Raw genomic sequence first — 16,868 nt, 5'->3', positions numbered from 1 at the left:
CCACCCGCTCCCTATCTTGGAGTTATCCCCCAGGCACCCGCCAAGGGACCAAGACACCAGGAGCCATCATGTCCATCACCACCACCAAGTTGTCCGCAGCGGCAGGCCTGTGCGCCGTCGCCGCGGGTATATTGTTCATCGGCGTCCAGATCAACCACCCCCACCTGGACGCGAACTTTGCCGTCACGGGTGAGTACCTTTTCCGTCAGTCCCTGAAGCTGGTGATGGCCGTGTTGTCACTGATCGGCATCACCGGAATCTACCTCTCCCAGGTACGCAAGATCGGTGTGCTGGGACTGCTCGGGTATGTGATCTTCGGCGCCGGCTACCTGGCCATGATGTGCATTGAAGTCATGGGCGCGGTGGTCTTGCCGACGCTTGCCGCCAGCGCACCGGGCTATGTCAACGACGTCCTTGCCGTGGCCACGGGCGCGAAGGCAGCCGGCGACATCGGTATGCTGGCGGGCTTGGTCACCTTCTCCGGCATCTCCTACCTGACCGGCGGCCTCATCTTCGGCATTGCAGTTTTTCGCGCCAAGGTCCTCTCCCGGTGGGCCGCAGCACTGCTGAGCCTGGGAGCACTTGCCACCGCAGCCATCCCGCTGCTCCCGTTCATCAACGAAAGGTTGTTTGCCCTGCCCCTGGGTGTCGCCATGATCGGCCTGGGCGTGTCGTTGTGGCGCGGACAGCGCGCCGCCGCCGTGGGTTCCCGGCCGACGGTGAGGATCGGACAGCCATGAACGACGGCGGTACTCGCCCAGGACCCACAGCCTACCGGTTGCGGGTCCTTGGGCACCTCGATGCCAGCTGGTCTTCCTGGTTTGATGGCATGGAGCTGACCCTCGAAAACGATGGCACCACCACCTTGACCGGCCCGGTCCCGGACCAGGCTGCCCTCCATGGGCTGCTGGGCAAGGTCAGGGACCTGGGCCTGACCCTGATCTGCGCACAAGCCCTGCCGCCGGGGGCCTGGATCAGTGCATGCTGAATTGGTATTCGGCAGGGATGGGTTCTCCCGGGCAGACCCTTTGCCACAGCTCCGATAGCGAGTTGACACCTTCACGCAGATCCGGCACTTCAACACCCTCCTTGAGGATGGCCTCCGCGGCAGCCGTCTCGCCCCCATCGGCCAGGGCGCGTGCCTGCAGGTAACGCACACGGCCCAGCGATTTGTGTGATTCCGCAGCCCCGGACAGCACTTCCAACGCCAGGGCGGACTGGCCGTTGTCCAGCGCCAACGTCATCGCCTCCACCAACACGTTGCGGTTGCCCGGCTCAACTGCACAGGCAACCGCCATTTCTGCCAAACCTCCCGCATCGTCCCCGGCAGCGATCAAGGCAAGCCCCAGGCCGCGGTGCGCCAAGCTCCGGCTTCGCGTGCTCAACTCCGGTCCTGCCGCGAAGGAATCTTCAAGCACCTGCCGGTACAGGGAAGCCACAACCAATGCGTCTCCTGCACCCTCTGATGCCCTGGCATGAACCATGACGGCGTGGTGGAAGGCGGCTTCTGCGCTCATGTTCCGCCCTGCCGTGAGCAGGTCCTCCCAGTCCAGGCCGCGCACAAAGGAAGCAGCGCCGCCAAACGGCTGGTTGGGCACCTCGGCAGCCGACGCCTCGAAGGGCTTTTCAACAATTCCCTCATTGGCGTTGAGCAGTTCCAGCCACGGCGCCTGATCGGCCGTGATCGTTTCGGCACCAAAGGGCGTGCCGGTCTCGTCGATCCAGCCCATCTGCCCCTGCCGACGGCGCGCCGCTTCCAAGGCACCCCAGCCGTTGCCGGCGACGAGCACTTCCGACGGCGGCAGATCGGCCCAGGCTCCGGCGTCGGACAGGGCATCGGCAATGGCCCGTTCCGAAACAAGTGCCTCAACGCGACCGGCACTGTGGGCCACCGCGGCGTCCCATGCACCGGCGGCGAGCGCTGGATCCAGCGCGGGGTTGCCGTACGCCTCGACCCACTGCCAGCTGGCACCTGCCGGCATGGGCACGTGTTCAAACTGGGTCTGGGCGAGCCCTGCCTGGATTTCGGCGTAGTGGCGCGGTCCCCCTGCGCCAGAAGGCGTGAGCCATTCCTGCCAGCGGTGCCCGCCGGTGCCTTCGCCCCAGACGAACAGCTTGCGGCCCCGCAGTTGCGCGGAGGAAACCAGCGCCAGCCCGTCGCCGTCGGCGTCGGCAGCCACTTCCCAGCGGCGTTCGGCCGGGGCGATGTCGAAGAAAAAGTCGGCCGCCTGCTTGTTCCGTACCGGCCAGGTGGCATCGGCGCCATGGAAATCGGTGGGGTTCGCCCGCGTCATGGAACCGTCGTAGTCGGTGGCGTAGGCGTGCGACGCCGGAGCAATCACGCGGGTCCCGGGCGACTGCGGGACGGCGGCGTTCGTCCACCAGTACATGGGCACGGTCTTGTCGTTGGGGTTGCGGATGCGCACGGCAACCAGCACCACCTTGGAGTCGGCCGGCAGCCACGCGTCAATCTGGAACACCACCTCGCGCAGGCGGTCGAACTCCCACATGCGCAGCACCTCCTGCCCCCCGGGCGTGCGCACCGTGGCCGCGTGCAGCGGGATGCAGGTGGTGGGTGAATGCCCGCGCGTGCCGATGTTGTATTCAATCCCGCCGGCAAACCACGCATTGCGCAGGGCCAGGTTGGCGAATTGGATCCGCTCCTGTGTGTGGAGGAGGTTCTTGCCGCTGGCCTTGTCCACCAACTCCCACAGCCGCCCGCCAAGCTGGGGCAGGAAGGTCGCCTTTACATAGGTATTCTCAAGCACGACGGCGGTCAGCTGCGTTGCGCTTGTCTCGCGCGTGTAGTTCTCCTGCAGCGGATACGGGTAGATGTTCCTCACCTTGCCCCACCGCACGCCTTGGGCGATCTCCTCCGGGATGCCTTCCCCCACCGTGTACGGCGGCTCCAAAAGGGGCTGCACCGAGGGAAGGGGCGAGTCCCCGCCGAGTTCGGCCAATTCGATGGTCCGGGTGGTGGTTGTTAAGGTCGAGGCGGTGGGCATGTCGGATTCCAATCGCAATCATGGGGTGGTCACGGATCAGTGGCGGACCATGGTTCTTGTGAGCCTATCGGATGACTCCCCCTCCGCCCCCTTCCGAGAGGGCTGGGCCAACCCGCGAAAACGGTGATTCTTGTGGTGCCTTTCGCGGGTTGGGTGCTGCTTCGCGGATTCCGCCCCATCCGGAGACGGCTCCTGCTCAGCCTCGGGACCCTCCTGTGCTGCCTGTGCCCCCGCGTGAGCCTATCGGATGGCTCCCCCACCGCCCGCGATGTCTGCGAGCGCGCCGGCCAGCTCGGGGTGTTTGAACACAAACCCGGCGTCATGAAGTTTTCGTGACACCACCCAACGGCTCTTGAGCACCAGTTCGGTCTCCGTGCCGATGAGCACGGCACCCATCCGCAGCAGCCAGGCCGGAGTGGGCAGTCCCAGCGGTACTCGATTCCTGCGGCGTACAGCCGCCATCAGGGCCGTATTCGTCACCACGTCCGGGGCGGCGATATTGACGGGCCGGTGATCTCGGGATGTTCATGGAGGAACAGGACCGCCCGGAAGAGGTCATCGATGTGGATCCAGCTGAATTTTTGCCCGCCGTCGCCCATGCGTCCGCCCAACCCCCAACGGGCCAGGTTGTTGAACGGGCCCATGACGCCGCCTCCTGGCCCCATGGCGATGGTGATGCGCAGCGGGATCCGGCGCGTGCCAGGTGTCTCTGCGGCTGCGAGCGTCTCCTCCCAGCCCCGCGCCACCTCGACGGAGAAGCCGGAGCCAAGGTCGCCGTCGTACTCGTCTTGGGGGCGGTCCCGGGCATCGCGGTAGATGGTTCCGGTGCTGGCATTGAACCAGTCCCGCGGCGGGCGGGCGCAGGCGGCGACGGCGCGGCCGAGTTCGGCGGTTGTCTCACGTCGGGAGCGGTGGATCTCTGCCCTGTTCGCAGGGGTGTAGCGGCACGAGACCGACTTTCCGGCGAGGTTGAGGAGCAAATCCGCGCCGTCGAGGAGGGCGGTGATGGAGGCCGTGTCACCCCACACGGCGTCATTGGCCTCGGCCCTGCGGCCTACCGTGCGCACCTGCCACCCGGCAGCGGCGAACTGGCGGCGGAAATGGGTGCCGATGAATCCGGAGGCGCCGGCGATCACGACGGTTTTCATGACTGCACCCGGGCCTTCAACGCCAGGGCTTCCTCCACGAGCGGTTTCACCACGGGCAGGCGCGAGAACGACACCAGCTTGGCGAGCAGTGGCGCGGCCCCGTCGATCAGTGTGCGTGTGCGGCGCTGGTTCTCGGAGCGGTCGTACACCCAAAACAGCACGACGCCCATGTAGGCCAGCCACAGCAGTTCGGGTAACTGCGCGCGGAGGAACTGCGGGACCTTGGTGCCTTCAATGACGTCACTGAAAATTCCGACGGCGTCCTCCCGCGCTTCGCTGGATGCGCCACCAAACGGGTTGACGGCCGATTCCGGCGGCAGGGCACTTCCGATGAAGGCGCCACCGAAGCCGTGGTACGGGGCGAGCGCGTCGATCCCTGCGTGGAGTGCGGCCTTGAGCCTGTCCGCCAGGCCTTCCCTGTCGGCCAGGGCTGCCGTTGCGGCCACCCGCTGCTCGGCTACGGACTCGCGGTAGAGCTCAAGGACGAGCTCATCCTTGGAGGCGAAGTAATAGTAGGCGCTGCCTAGTGAGATACCTGCCGCCGTGGCAATGCCGCGCATGGTGGTCTTGGTGAAGCCCTTGCTGCGGAACATTTCCAGGGCTGTCGCCAGCACCAAAGACCTGGTTTGTGCGCTCTTGCCGTCCACTGTCTCCCCATCTTTTGAACGTGTTCAAATATGAGTAAAGCACGACATGGCCCATGTAATCCAATCTGTACCGACTGGCCCGAGGCTGGCTGTCAGGCTGGTGTTGCATGCGGGGGCCATGAATGACGAACTGAGCACCCACCAACGTCTTGCCGATGAAACTGACCAGCGTGGCGGGCTCAGTGGGCCGCGCCATGACAACGGGCGCGTCGCGGTTGCCGTTGCGCAGGATGCCCACCACAGCTGTGCGGTGTTCGCCAAAGGAAAGTTCAGGGTTCAGCTGAAGATCCGTGTACAGGGACTCCAGTCGGGTTGCCACGGATCCGGCGCCTGCAATTCCAGTCTTCTATACCCGTCCAGGCAGGGCTAGAGCCAGCGCACTGCCCCGGCAAGGTACCTGCCAGAGGTTGGCGGCAACAAAAAATGCGGCTGCCTGGATGCCTCGGCAGAGATGGCCTGCCGACGGGTTCTGAAAATGGTACTTCTTAAAACGGGAAGACCTCAGGCTGCCGTGGCTGTGGCAAACAGGACCGGAGAATCCTGGCCGTCCCAGACACCAGTCAAACCGTGTCCGGTGTCTGGCCCGATGCCCGGATCGAGCACGTGCAGCACGCACAGTTCAACGCCACCGCAGCTGATGGTGGTCACGCTGCCTGTCGCCACCGGCACCAGGAAAGAAAGCGCCGGAGCACTCCCCAGCAGGACCCCCGTGGCTGCGATAGTGGCTGTTTCGGACAAAACGGTTCTCACGCCGTCGACCTCCCGCAACTGCACCGCCTGGGGCTTGCCGGTAAATATTGCAGCCGAGAGCGTCGCGGCGTATACGGGATCGCCCGTGGCGTCATAAACCCAGCGGTGCCCGAGAACCGAGTGTTCCATGGTGCCTACAAGGAACGCTTCAGCACCTTCCAGGGGTGTGCCGCGGTACGTCAACGGGACATGGAAAACATGCTGTCCTGCGCTCAGAAAATGACTTTCAACGCCCACCTCGCCGTCCGGATCATCGAAACGGAAGGAGCCAAGGCTGACAAGCTGGGCCGCATCCGCAGCAAACCACGGCTGCTGCGGCAGCCAGGCGGCGAGAAGTTCCATCTTGGAGGGGCGCAGCTGCGCAGCATAAACAATAGCCATGGCACCCAGTCTAGAGGCGACCGCTGCCCGTGGGGCCGCCGGCTGAGCGTTTAGGCGTCCGCACGGACAGCCGCCGCTTCCGCTCCCCGACCGCCTGCCTCGAGGCAGTCAGCCAGCTGGTACCTGACGGTTTCCTGCCCCTGCCGGTCCCCTGCGAGCGCGTCGAGAACCTGCTTGTACAGCGCCACGGCATCGTCGTGCCGCTTGGCGTTGTCAAGCAGGTGGGCCGCCTGCAGCAGCGCCCACACGGTTTGCTGTTCCGCTCCCTGGACCCGTTCAAAGGTGCTGGACCCCTGCAGCGCCGAGGCCACCGCGGCGTCAACGTCGCCGCTGCGGAACAGATGGCGGGCATTGATGAGCTGGATTTCTGCCTCCTGGTGCGCCGAGTCGGCCTCCCGCGCCAGGGCAGCGGCCGCAGCGATGGCTTCATGTGCGCCGTCGACCCCGCCAAGGCTCATCGCCTCGGCCAACTGCATGCGGGCGGCGACAACTGACCGCGGATCGACGTCGTGCTCCCCCGAATCCGCGGCCGCCAGCAGCACCTCCAGGGCCGTCCGGGCCTCCCCGGCGGCCGGTTCAAGGTACCCGGCCTCCTGGTACGTGGAGCTGGCCGCCAGATGCAACTGGGCTGCGCGGACAGGTTCACCGTTGGCCTCAAATGACTCAATTCCAAGGGTCCAGGCACTCAGGGCGCCACCTGGCTCACCGGCGGTGCGCATCGCGGCGCCCATGAGTTCGTAGAGCTCGCCCCTGTCATGATCTCCAATCTCAATGGAGGCGTTGCCGACCGCCTCATCCAGCAGTTCGATGGCTTCGTCGGGAGATCCGTGTTCCAGCACGTCCTGTGCCAGGGCGTAGGCCAGGGCCACGACCATGGGCGATTCGGCCATCTGCGCCTGCTGGATGCCAAAGCGCAGCCGCGCACGGGCTTCCTCGGTGCGCCCCATCTCCTGCAAAATGGCTGCCGAAAGCTGGGCCGCCCTAGCCACGCCCTCACGTGCCCCAAGTCCAAGAAGGTAGTCGGTGGCCGCTTCCGCGTCGGCGAGGGCCTGCGCCAGTTCGCCGCGCTGCGCCCGCAGCCGTGAGCGCAGGTCAAGGGCTGCGGCCCTGTGCGCGTCCGACGTCTCCAGCTCCAGGTTCTTCTCGACCCATGCCATGGCGCCGTCGACGTCGTCCTCCTCGGAGCACAACCTGAACATCAGGGACGAATGCACGGCGTGCGCCCTGCGCAGTGTTGCCTGCGGAGCGTCGCCGGTTTCCCACGCAGCGATGGCCGCACCCATGGCTTCAAGGGCGGATCGTGCCTGGCCATGGTCCCCGTTGAGCATCAGGATGTGGGCTCGTTCGGCGTTGAGGATGTAGAGCGCCTCGGGATGCGACTCCATTGCCTGCAGTTCGCGGCTGATGAGCGCCAGCTTTTCGGCGTTGTTTTCGGCGTCCTCAGGTCCGGCCAGCAGCTCGCAGGTGCGTTCCGTCAACCCGGCCAGTGCCTCATCGCCTGCGTCCCGCTGCGCGGCGGCGCGCGATCCCACGGCTCCACGGAGTGCGGCTGCATGCTCCTCACCAGGCATCTGGGCATGGATCCTGATGGCTGCATGGTGGAGGGCAGCCAGCCCACGGGGATCCGGGCCAAGCCGGACGCCGTTCGCGCAGGCTGCCAGTGCGGCGTCGTACTGGCCGACGGCGGCAAGGTCCAGCGTCCGCAGATGCCACCCATCACTGGTGTCAGGTTCGGCAACAACCCTGGGTGTGACGCTGTTGAAGGCCTCGGCGCCCAGCGGAAGGTCATGGGATTCCCCGACCATCTTCCGGCGGTCGGCCACGAGCTGGGCATGCCAACCATTGCCGTTGCGGGCATCAAAGTCCGCAGCCAGGGCGTCAGATGCCGCCCAACACAGGGGTGCCAGCTCGGCTGCGCTCAACACGCCGTCCCGGCGGCCGAAGAACTGGTTGAGCATGGCGCTGTCTGAACCGCGGACAGGCACCGTGCCGTGCCCGGCCGCAATGGCCTTTTCCAGCAGGAGCCCCAGTGCGGACAGGAAGTTCAAGTGGCTGCGGTGGGACAGCGGATCGTGGGCGAGCCAGGCCAGATGGCGTTCGGCGAGGGACAGTCCCCTGGCCGGATTGCCGGTGATGGCGCAGAAGGCGATGTGGTTGGCAATGATTCCGATGTTGTCGGCATTGCCCCGGGCCTCACGGTAGCTGCGCATATGCATCGATGCCAGGTTGTCAGACCCGCCGGCGCGCAGCAGCGGCACGAGTGCCAAGGACATGGCATTTTCTGGTTCTTCGCCGCAGGTGAATCCACCGTCCATGATCTCGCCAAATTCCTTGATGCCCTGCTGCGTGTCCCCGGTGCTGAAGTGGTAGCCCATGGACACCGAGCGGACACAGGCGTCACAGTGGGAATGTTCGTCACGTTCAATGGACGCGAGCCTGGCGTAGGCGGCGCGTGCCTCATCGACATGGCCGTTTTGGAATGCCGATTCAAAGCGCGCCATGGCCACTCCCGACAGGCCAAGGTTGGCACGAAGGTAATGTCCCTCCATGTCGTCAAGGACGCCATGGATCTGTTCCGTGGAGAACTGCGGGTCAGCCCCGAGGACCTCCGCCATCCACTTGAACTGCCACATGAGGTCACTGCCCTCATCCGGTTCAATGGGGAACCTGACGGGATCGCCGTCGTGCCTGGCAAGGCACCAGGCGAAGTTGGAGAGGAGCTTGTCGGTGTCGCCGGACATCTGGGCGTTGTTGCCGATGAGCAGCCGCACCCGGTATTCGCCGGGCTCATCTCCCTGCTCGATGGCCAGGGCCAGCGCCTTGTCCAGGTGGGCGGCAAGCCTGGGCCCCCACATGGCATCCAGGGCTTCATCAATCAGGTCTTCAAGTTCGTCGGTGGTATTCATTCGTTGCTCCCTCAAGGTGGGTGGGCATTGCCGCGGGCCCCATCGACGTGCGGCGGCACAGCCTTGCCGAAACCTGCCGGCCAGGACATGCGTTGACAGTGGATTAGTGGGTGAGGCTCAATTGCACGAGATCGCCCAAGGACTCGGTGAGCAGGCTGCGCTGGGCGACACCGAGCGGCAGGTGGGCTGCCAGCATCGCCTGCACGTACAGCAGCCTGATCGTCCGGTTGAACACCGCATCATCCGAACTGTGGGCCAGGGTACGGACCAGCGGGTTCTCCCAATTCACGCACACTGTGGCCTTGGCCAGCGCGTTGTTGAGCTCCGCGGCCGCTGCCAAGGACTTTTCAGCCTTTGCCAGAACACCGCTCCACAAGGAACTTGCCACCCGGCGTGCGGAACTGCGTTGCATGCCGCGCAGGACGGAGTCGTCGGCCAGGTACAACGCCGCGACGTCGCCCGGCGCAAAACTGCGCACGGTGACCTGGATGTCGAAGGCCTTCAGCACGGCAGTGGCCCGCTGTTCAAACTCCAGCACGGCGGCACGTTCGGTCAGCGCAGGCACGGCGAGGGAGTCAAGCAGCGATGCCAGCTCCACCTTCTCCACGCTCGTGCCGTCAAAAAGGAAGGGCAGGCGCCGGATGATGTCCGCGTCGTACACGTAGCCGCCGTTGACCACGGGAGCCTCGACGGGCACAATGGCGGCGATCTGGCGGAATTCCTCGAGCGACTCGGTGTAGCGGATGTGTTTCTGGCTGGCCACCAGGTCCTGGATGCTCATCCGTCCGGCGGTCGTCTCAACGCTCAGCCAGCGGGTCAGGAACGCGGCCAGTTCGTCGTCGTGGGCCACCAGGGACTTCAGCCCCAAATGGTGGATGGATACAAATTCCGCGAGTTTGTGCGGCTGGCCGGCCGCCATCCGGATGATCCAGGCTCGCAGCGCAGCACCCAGCTCCTCACGGGTTGCCGCCAGCGATTCGTCGGCGACAAGCGACTCGCGTGAGGCCGTGGGCTTGAGCCCGGTGGAATCGACCACGGCCCGGGCAAAGAACGCCCATTCCGGCAGCAGGTCCTGGTTCCTGTCATCAACGAGCATGCCGCCCAAGTACACCGAGTGGGCGGCCCTGGATGACGGCGGCGGGGCAAACGGCAGGATGTAGGCCGTGCCGCGTGTGCCTGTTGACGGCCCGCCCAGCTCGACGGCGGCAAACGGCCGCGCACCGATCAGCGTCGTGCCGAGCTCCACAATTTCACTGCGCGCGTCCCTGCGGTCATCTCCGGTGAGAGCGAACACCGGGGCGCGGTTGATCGTGTCGAAGCCGCCTGAATCATTGGCGATGAGGATGGGGACGGGCAGGTAGCCGGCATGCCGGATGGCCAGTTCGGTCACCTTTTTGTGGCTGCACAGTTCGGCTTCGTCGCCGCGCGGGCGCAGGCGCACACTCGTCCCCACGGGAAGGTCGAGGTCCTCGAGCACCGTCACCGTGAACGTTCCCGCAGCGGACCCCACCCACTGCACTGCGCTCTCGCCGGCCTTGCGCGAGACGACCTCGATTTCATCGGCCACCATGAAGCAGGACAACAGGCCAATGCCGAACTGCCCCAGCAGGTCCTGCCGCGGCAGGTCAAAAATGTCACGCTTGGAGCTCCGACCCACGGTGGCCAGCAGCTGGGCGACCTCGTCGGCGTTGAGGCCAATGCCGTCGTCCTCGAGCCGGAATTCCGGGTTCGCCGGCGTCGACGGGAAGATGCGGATCTCCCAACGGCCGCTTTTCCCCTCGGCTGCACGCCTGGTTGCAATGGCGTCGCGCCCGTTCTGGATCAGTTCGCGCAGGTAAACCTGCGGGCCCGAATAAATGTGCCGGCTCAGCAGGTCGACAACGCCGTGCAGGTCAACTTGGAACGGACGGGTCGCGGACCCCACAGCGGAACTCATGCACCCAATTCTATCGGCAGGCTCCAATATGGCCGCCGCCTCAAAGAGTCCTCACGGCAGGCGTCAGGGCGCAGCCGGCTCTCAACCGGACTGCGCAAGGAAGGTGTGCGCCGCTTTCCATCCCAGCGGATCTTCAAAAAGGACCTCGGCCCCCAGCAGCCCGACCCCCACTGTGGAAGCCTCGTCGCCGAGGGGGGATTTGACCATCAGCGCGGCCGCGCGGGGGTTCAGCTGTTCAAGCCCGGCAATGAAGGGCACCCAGAAAGCGTCTCCGAGGGCCAATGGATAGCCGCCGACTGTCATGGACGCCGCGGGCCTGACGGTGATGACGGCCGCCACCACCCTGGCCAGCCACGTGGCGACTCCCTCGATCAGGGCGGTGACCTGGGCATTGCCGCCGTCGGCCGCCGCCGCCAACCTGGCGCCGAGGTCATCCATGCCACCGGGGACGTTGGCGTAGTCAATGCCCAAGCCCCTTGCGCCGTCGACCAGGACCTGGAATCCGGCTACCGCATCGAGGCAGCCGCGGCGGCCGCACAGGCAGGCGGGTCCGTCGGCAAGCATTGGCATGTGACCGAACTCCCCCACCACGCCAAGACTGCCCAGCGACCCTGCCCTGATGTACGAGAGCCCCGCACCGTAGCCAATTTGCAGGTGGGCCAGGTTCGGCAGGTCCAGCCGGCTGTTGGCCAAGGCTGCCGCACCTGAAATATCGGCCAGGCGCACCCGGAATTTGTTCCCGGTCATCGCTTCCAGCTCATCGCAAAAGGACACCTCCCCCCAACCCATCGGCAGAGAGAGCCTCACGCCGCGCAGGGAATGGTCTAGTTCTGCCGGGAGCGCCGCACCAACACCGACAATGCTGTAGTTCGGCAGTTCCGCGGCGGCACTGATCCGCTGGGCCAGAACGGCCAGCAGCGCAGGTGCGCTGACGCCTGCCGGCAGCTCTATGACCCTGCGTGAAACAACAGCCCCATCCACGTCACGCAGGATCTCAATGGCCCTGTCAACGCGGATGTCAAACCCCAGCGACGCAAGTTTCCCGGCGGCCAATTGCAGTCCGATGGGGCGTCGCCCCGGACCTGAATGGCTGGTTTGCTCCTCCACGATGATCCCGGCGGCCAAGAGTTCCATGACAGGGCGGGACACCCCCACCTTCGTCAACCCCAACGCCTCGGCGAGCTGTGCCCGGGAGATGCCGCTGCGATCCCTGACGGCTCGGAGCACCCGGACCTGGTTGTGGCGCTTTACATCGCCCTGGGTCATGGAAGTTGTCATTATTACCGTTCAGTAAGCCCATTGACTGGTTCAATTCCAAGATTACCGCCCACCCTTGACATAGTGGCCTAAGACACAGCAACCTTAGTAACATCATGTTACCAACATGATGGCGAGCATGTTGCACCCAGCCCATCACCCGAGCCGATTCCTTTATGAAAGCGAAGAGAAATGCCCAATGTAGCGCACACAAATTCACATCTTCCATCCCGCCGCACCATCTTGCGGGCTGGCACGCTCGCAGCCGGCTTTGGGGCGCTCGCCACCCTGGCGGCTTGTGGCACGGGTACCAATTCCGCCGTGGGTGGGGCCGGCGGCGCAAGCAAGACCCTCTCGCTGCAGTTGCTGGGAGCGGATGAGAAAACCATTGAATTCCTCAAGACCACCGTCGCGGAACAATTCAAGGCAAAGACTGGGTTCGGCCTTGAGCTGCGCACCTCCGATTGGGCCTCGGGGTTCCAGAAGATGGTGACGGCCGCGGCGAGCGGTTCCCTGGCCGACGTCGTCACGCTGGGCGGCATTTGGACTGCACCGCTGGCCTCCAAGAAGGCACTGCTGCCCCTTGATGAAAAGTTTGCCGCCTGGGATGAGAACGCCGCGTTCAACCCCAACATGCTCACCGATGCCCGCTACGAGGACAAGCTCTACGCCGTCCCCTACGCCGCAGACATCCGCACCGCCTGCTACCGCATGGACCACCTGGAAAAGGTCGGCTACACCGAGGACTCCCTGCCCACCACCTGGGACGAGTATAAGGCCATGGCTATCAAGCTCTCAGCCAAGAACGGCGGCCCCGCCAAGAGCCCCCTCTCCTGGTTCAATGACAAGTCAATCGGCATCCAGCAGTCATTCGCACAGCTGATGTTCCAGGCTGGCGGCTCCTATTGGGATGCCAGCGGCAAGGCCAGCTTCTCCAGCGACGCCGGCAAAAACGCGCTGGACTACCTGGTCTCTTTCTACACGGACGGGCTCTCGGATTTCAACGACGTGTTCACCGGAACCGGGGCGGGCGCCGTCGCGGCCGGACGCTCCAGCGCCGAATACTCGGGCCTTCTCGTGTACCGCAACACCAAGGACTTTGCCCAGAAGCCGACGCCGAAGATCGTGGCGGGCCCGCCGTTGAAGGCCACGGCAGCGGGCAAGCCTGTCTCCTCGGCTTGGGTCAACAAGTTTGGCGTTGCGGCAGGAACCAAGCACCAGGATGAGGCCTGGGAACTGGTCAAGATCCTCACCAGCGCGACCACCATGGAAACCCTCAATGAGCGCGTTGGCGCGCTGCCCACCCGCAGCGATGCCGTCAATTCGGAGTTCTTCAAGAGCCTTCCCGAAGGCTTCAGCAAGGCCGGCGATTACGTCCGCACGCAGCCGACGAGCCCCAACATGCTTGCCATCGGACCCGCCATCAAGATTGTGCTGCAAAAGGCCGTCCTCGGCCAGGCAACCACTGATGAGGCCCTGGCTGAAATCGATAAGAAGGTGAACGAAATTAATGGCGTCGCCTAATTCACTGGCGGAACGGAAAATGCGGCGCGCCGGCGTGGTCCTGGTCTCGCCGGCCGTCGCAGCCATTCTGCTCATCAGCATCATCCCGTTGATCGTGGCCGGCTATTTCAGCCTGACCAAGTTCGACATGATCACCGCGCCCCAGTGGGTGGGCCTGGAGAACTACCGCAGGCTTTTCGGCGACGCAGCCTTCTGGGAAGCTGCCGGGAACACGTTCTACTTCGCGTTCGGCCAAGTGGTCATCGGCGTAGTCGTGGCACTCATGGTCGCCATGCTGTTCAGCCAGGCACTCAAGGGCGGTGCCGCCATGCGCACCATCGTCTACATTCCGCAGGCGGCCTCCTATGTTGTCATCTCACTGATCTGGACCTTCCTGTTTGACCCGGCGATCGGGCCCATCAATGTGGTGCTCAACGGCCTGGGCATCGACACGATCTACTTCCTCACGGATCAACAGTGGGCCATGCCCTCCATCATGGCCATGAGCCTGTGGCGCAACCTTGGCTACTTCATGGTCATCCTGCTCGCCGGCATCCAGGCCATCCCCACCTCCATCAATGAAGCCGCGCACATGGACGGCGCCAATGCCTTCCAGCGCTTCTTCATGGTGACCATCCCGCAGCTGAAATCAACGCTGCTGTTCGTCTTCGTCACGTGGTTCCTGGGCGCGATGCAAATGTTCACGCAGTCCTACGTGATGACTCAGGGAGGGCCTGTCAACGCAACCCGCACCCTGGTCTACCGCATGTACGATTCAGCGTTTACCGAGCTGAACATCGGTGCGGCGAGCAGCATCGCCGTCATGCTTTTCCTTGCCGTGGTGATTGCCTCGCTGCTGCTGAAGCTGGGCCAGAAGCTGTTCTCCCGACAGGAAGTGGTGACACCATGAACATTGTTCTCGACGAGCCCGTTGCAACGCACGGGCCTGCATTGGTCCAGCCTCGGAAGGCACGACGGCGCCGCCCGGGCAAGGCGCGCCTGTACGCCATTGCGCTGCTGGTGTGCGCCGTGTACCTGGTCCCCATGCTCTACGTTGTGGGGGTTGCCTTGGGCACAAACACCGCATCCGGGGCCGCCTTGTTCGCCGATGGGCTGCATCCAGAAAACTTTGTCAAGGCGTTTCAAAGCGCCGATTTTGCCCTGTACTTCGCCAATTCTGCCCTTGTCACGGTGGTTTCCTCCGCCTGCCAGGTCATCTTGTCGTGCATGGCAGGCTATGCACTGGCAAGGATCAACTTCCGCGGCCGCGGCCTGGTTCTTGGCGGGCTCATTGCACTGCTCGTGGTTCCGCCGGAAGTCATCATGGTTCCTTTGTTCATCATCTTGACCAAGTTCCCCCTTCTTGGCGGCAACGATATTTTCGGTGCCGGCGGCGGCGGACTCCTCAACACGTATTTTGGCCTTATGGTTCCCCATCTTGCGAGTGCCCTTGGCGTGTTTCTCATGCGCCAGTTCTACATCGACCTGCCCGACGAGCTGGGCCAGGCGGCAAGGCTGGACGGAGCAAGTGAGTATAGGATCTTCTGGCAGATTTACACACCCCTCGCCTTCCCTGCCGTGGCCGTTGTTGCCGTGCTTGCCTTCCAAGGCGCCTGGAATGACTTTCTGTGGCCGCTGATCATGACGCGCTCAAATGACATGCAGACCCTTCAGCTTGGCCTGACGGTGTTCTTCCAACAGGACTCAACCCAGTGGAACCTGCTCATGGCCGCCGTGCTCATCATCAGCATTCCCGTGGTGGTACTGTTCTTGTTTGGCCAGCGCTACTTCCAGAGCGGAATCGTCGCAGGGGCGGACAAATGAGCACCGATGTGAACCATGGCCGCGGCAGGGGTCCCAACTTTGTTGTCATCATGACCGACGACCAGGGCGCTTGGGCAAGGGGACGCACGATGCCCGAACTGATCACCCCCGTCCTTGACGAACTGGGCGCATCGGGTCTGGAGCTCACACGCTTCTTTTGCACCTCACCGGTATGCTCACCAGCCCGTGCCTCGCTCGTGACGGGAAGAATGCCCTCGGCCCACGGTGTCCACGACTGGCTGCGCAGTGAAAACAGCGGCGTCAGCACCGAGGGCGTGCACTACCTGAAGGACTTTGAGACCACCCCTGAGCTGTTGCACCGGGCCGGTTACACCTGTGCGCATGCGGGCAAGTGGCATCTGGGTGATGCCCGAGCCGCCGCGCCAGGCTTCACCCATTGGTACAGCCACAGGGACGGCGGCGGCAATTATTTTGGCGCCCCCGTCATTTCCGACGGCGTCCTGGGCACCGAGAACGGCTACATCACGCATGCCATCACGGAGAACGCCGTAAGGATGCTCACGACGCTGGCAGACGGTGATGACCCCTTTTACCTACAGGTGCACTACACGGCGCCGCATTCGCCGTGGACAGGCGGCAACCATCCGCAGGAATACGTGGACCTCTACGCTGATTGTGAGTTCCCCAGCGTCCCGCGGCTGCCCGCCCACGACTGGTTCAACTGGGACCACGGTGACCTTGCGGCGGCCATGGACAGCCCGCGGGAAAACCTTGCCGGCTTCTGCGCAGCCCTGACGGCAGTGGACAGGGGCGTGGGGCAATTGCTCAACGTCCTCGAGGAGGCCGGGATCAGGGAGGACACATACGTCATTTTCACCTCTGACAACGGCTTCAGCTGCGGCCACCACGGCATTTGGGGCAAGGGCAACGGAACCGTGCCCCTGAATGTTTGGGACGACTCCATCCTCGTGCCGTTCATCATCAACCGGCCCGGCACCATCTCGCCGCGGCTGGATGATGCCCTCACGACGGCCGCTTCCCTCCATGCCACGGTACTGGAACTGGCAGGGGCCCCTGCACCCGTGGATCCGCTCATTGCCGGGGAGTCCATCGCACCGCGTTTCCTGGGCGGGGCGCAGGAACTCGATGCGGCGAGGAAGGACGCCATTGTCATCTTCGACGAATATGGCGGCACCCGGATGATCCGCACGGCAACGCACAAGTTTGTGCTGCGCCACGGCGATGCCCCCTGCGAGCTGTACGACCTCCGGGCGGACCCGCAGGAACTACGCAATGAGTACAACAACGCGGCATTCTCCGCCGTCAGGGATGATCTCCATGCTCAATTGCTTGGCTGGTTCGCAGCCCACTCCGAGCCCCGCTTTGACGCCTTTGACCGGCCTGTCACGGGCCTGGGGCAAACCTCCCCGGTCTGGGTCGCAGCACAGGATTCCCAGCGGTACGTGAAACCAGGTGTGCCGTCAGCGCCCGGCGCCTGATTCCTACACGAGAGGGGCTGGCTTCCGTTGGAAGCCAGCCCCTCTTTTTGT

General features: G+C 64.4%; 12 protein-coding genes and 1 pseudogene. 6 read left to right on the top strand and 7 right to left on the bottom strand.

What is annotated here, in order from left to right; translation table 11 throughout:
* Positions 1 to 68: 68 nt before the first annotated feature.
* Both AAGW05_RS02900 and AAGW05_RS02895 read left to right on the top strand, forming a co-directional pair.
* Positions 69 to 740, top strand: a complete 672-nt coding sequence (locus AAGW05_RS02900; protein WP_411802968.1) for a hypothetical protein — start codon at positions 69 to 71, stop codon at positions 738 to 740.
* Positions 737 to 988, top strand: a complete 252-nt coding sequence (locus tag AAGW05_RS02895) for a hypothetical protein (RefSeq protein ID WP_411802967.1) — start codon at positions 737 to 739, stop codon at positions 986 to 988. Before AAGW05_RS02900 ends, AAGW05_RS02895 begins: the two co-directional genes overlap by 4 nt.
* Here AAGW05_RS02895 and AAGW05_RS02890 read toward each other — a convergent pair.
* The 7 genes and pseudogenes from AAGW05_RS02890 to AAGW05_RS02860 form a co-directional block, all read right to left on the bottom strand.
* The gene (locus AAGW05_RS02890) at positions 975 to 3,005 is read right to left on the bottom strand and encodes a DUF5107 domain-containing protein (protein ID WP_411802966.1); all 2,031 of its coding nucleotides are present in this window, start codon (positions 3,003 to 3,005) and stop codon (positions 975 to 977) included. The two genes, AAGW05_RS02895 and AAGW05_RS02890, sit on opposite strands and share 14 nt — an antisense overlap.
* 240 nt (positions 3,006 to 3,245) lie before the next feature.
* A pseudogene (locus AAGW05_RS02885) lies at positions 3,246 to 4,153 on the bottom strand (TIGR01777 family oxidoreductase).
* Positions 4,150 to 4,800, bottom strand: coding sequence for a TetR family transcriptional regulator (locus tag AAGW05_RS02880; protein ID WP_411802965.1), 651 nt, complete (start codon positions 4,798 to 4,800; stop codon positions 4,150 to 4,152). Before AAGW05_RS02880 ends, AAGW05_RS02885 begins: the two are co-directional and overlap by 4 nt.
* A 501-nt stretch (positions 4,801 to 5,301) precedes the next feature.
* Positions 5,302 to 5,931, bottom strand: coding sequence for a CG0192-related protein (locus tag AAGW05_RS02875; RefSeq protein WP_411802964.1), 630 nt, complete (start codon positions 5,929 to 5,931; stop codon positions 5,302 to 5,304).
* Between the two features lie 50 nt (positions 5,932 to 5,981).
* Positions 5,982 to 8,837 carry a hypothetical protein gene (locus AAGW05_RS02870; RefSeq protein ID WP_411802963.1) on the bottom strand — a complete coding sequence of 952 codons (2,856 nt, stop codon included), beginning with the start codon at positions 8,835 to 8,837 and terminating at the stop codon, positions 5,982 to 5,984.
* A 103-nt stretch (positions 8,838 to 8,940) separates the two neighbouring features.
* A complete protein-coding gene (locus AAGW05_RS02865) occupies positions 8,941 to 10,773 on the bottom strand; it encodes an HSP90 family protein (protein ID WP_411802962.1) in 1,833 nt (610 codons plus the stop codon).
* Positions 10,774 to 10,854: 81 nt separating this feature from the next.
* A complete protein-coding gene (locus tag AAGW05_RS02860) occupies positions 10,855 to 12,051 on the bottom strand; it encodes an ROK family protein (RefSeq protein WP_411802961.1) in 1,197 nt (398 codons plus the stop codon).
* Between the two features lie 171 nt (positions 12,052 to 12,222).
* Here AAGW05_RS02860 and AAGW05_RS02855 point away from each other — a divergent pair, with 171 nt between their 5' ends.
* From AAGW05_RS02855 to AAGW05_RS02840, 4 genes are read left to right on the top strand one after another with little or no spacing between them, the layout of a single operon-like run.
* Positions 12,223 to 13,554 (top strand): extracellular solute-binding protein, encoded by a 1,332-nt coding sequence (locus tag AAGW05_RS02855; protein ID WP_411802960.1) that lies wholly within the window; start codon positions 12,223 to 12,225, stop codon positions 13,552 to 13,554.
* The gene (locus tag AAGW05_RS02850; protein WP_411802959.1) at positions 13,541 to 14,443 is read left to right on the top strand and encodes a carbohydrate ABC transporter permease; all 903 of its coding nucleotides are present in this window, start codon (positions 13,541 to 13,543) and stop codon (positions 14,441 to 14,443) included. Before AAGW05_RS02855 ends, AAGW05_RS02850 begins: the two co-directional genes overlap by 14 nt.
* The gene (locus tag AAGW05_RS02845; protein ID WP_411802958.1) at positions 14,440 to 15,357 is read left to right on the top strand and encodes a carbohydrate ABC transporter permease; all 918 of its coding nucleotides are present in this window, start codon (positions 14,440 to 14,442) and stop codon (positions 15,355 to 15,357) included. The genes AAGW05_RS02850 and AAGW05_RS02845 overlap by 4 nt, the downstream gene beginning before the upstream one ends.
* Positions 15,354 to 16,817, top strand: a complete 1,464-nt coding sequence (locus tag AAGW05_RS02840; protein ID WP_411802957.1) for a sulfatase-like hydrolase/transferase — start codon at positions 15,354 to 15,356, stop codon at positions 16,815 to 16,817. The genes AAGW05_RS02845 and AAGW05_RS02840 overlap by 4 nt, the downstream gene beginning before the upstream one ends.
* Positions 16,818 to 16,868: the final 51 nt, after the last annotated feature.

This window comes from Arthrobacter sp. LAPM80 (genome assembly GCF_046736435.1).
Lineage (GTDB): Bacteria > Actinomycetota > Actinomycetes > Actinomycetales > Micrococcaceae > Specibacter.
The sequence above is the reverse complement of the archived record's forward strand: the minus strand, read 5'-3'. Positions and strand labels throughout refer to the sequence as shown.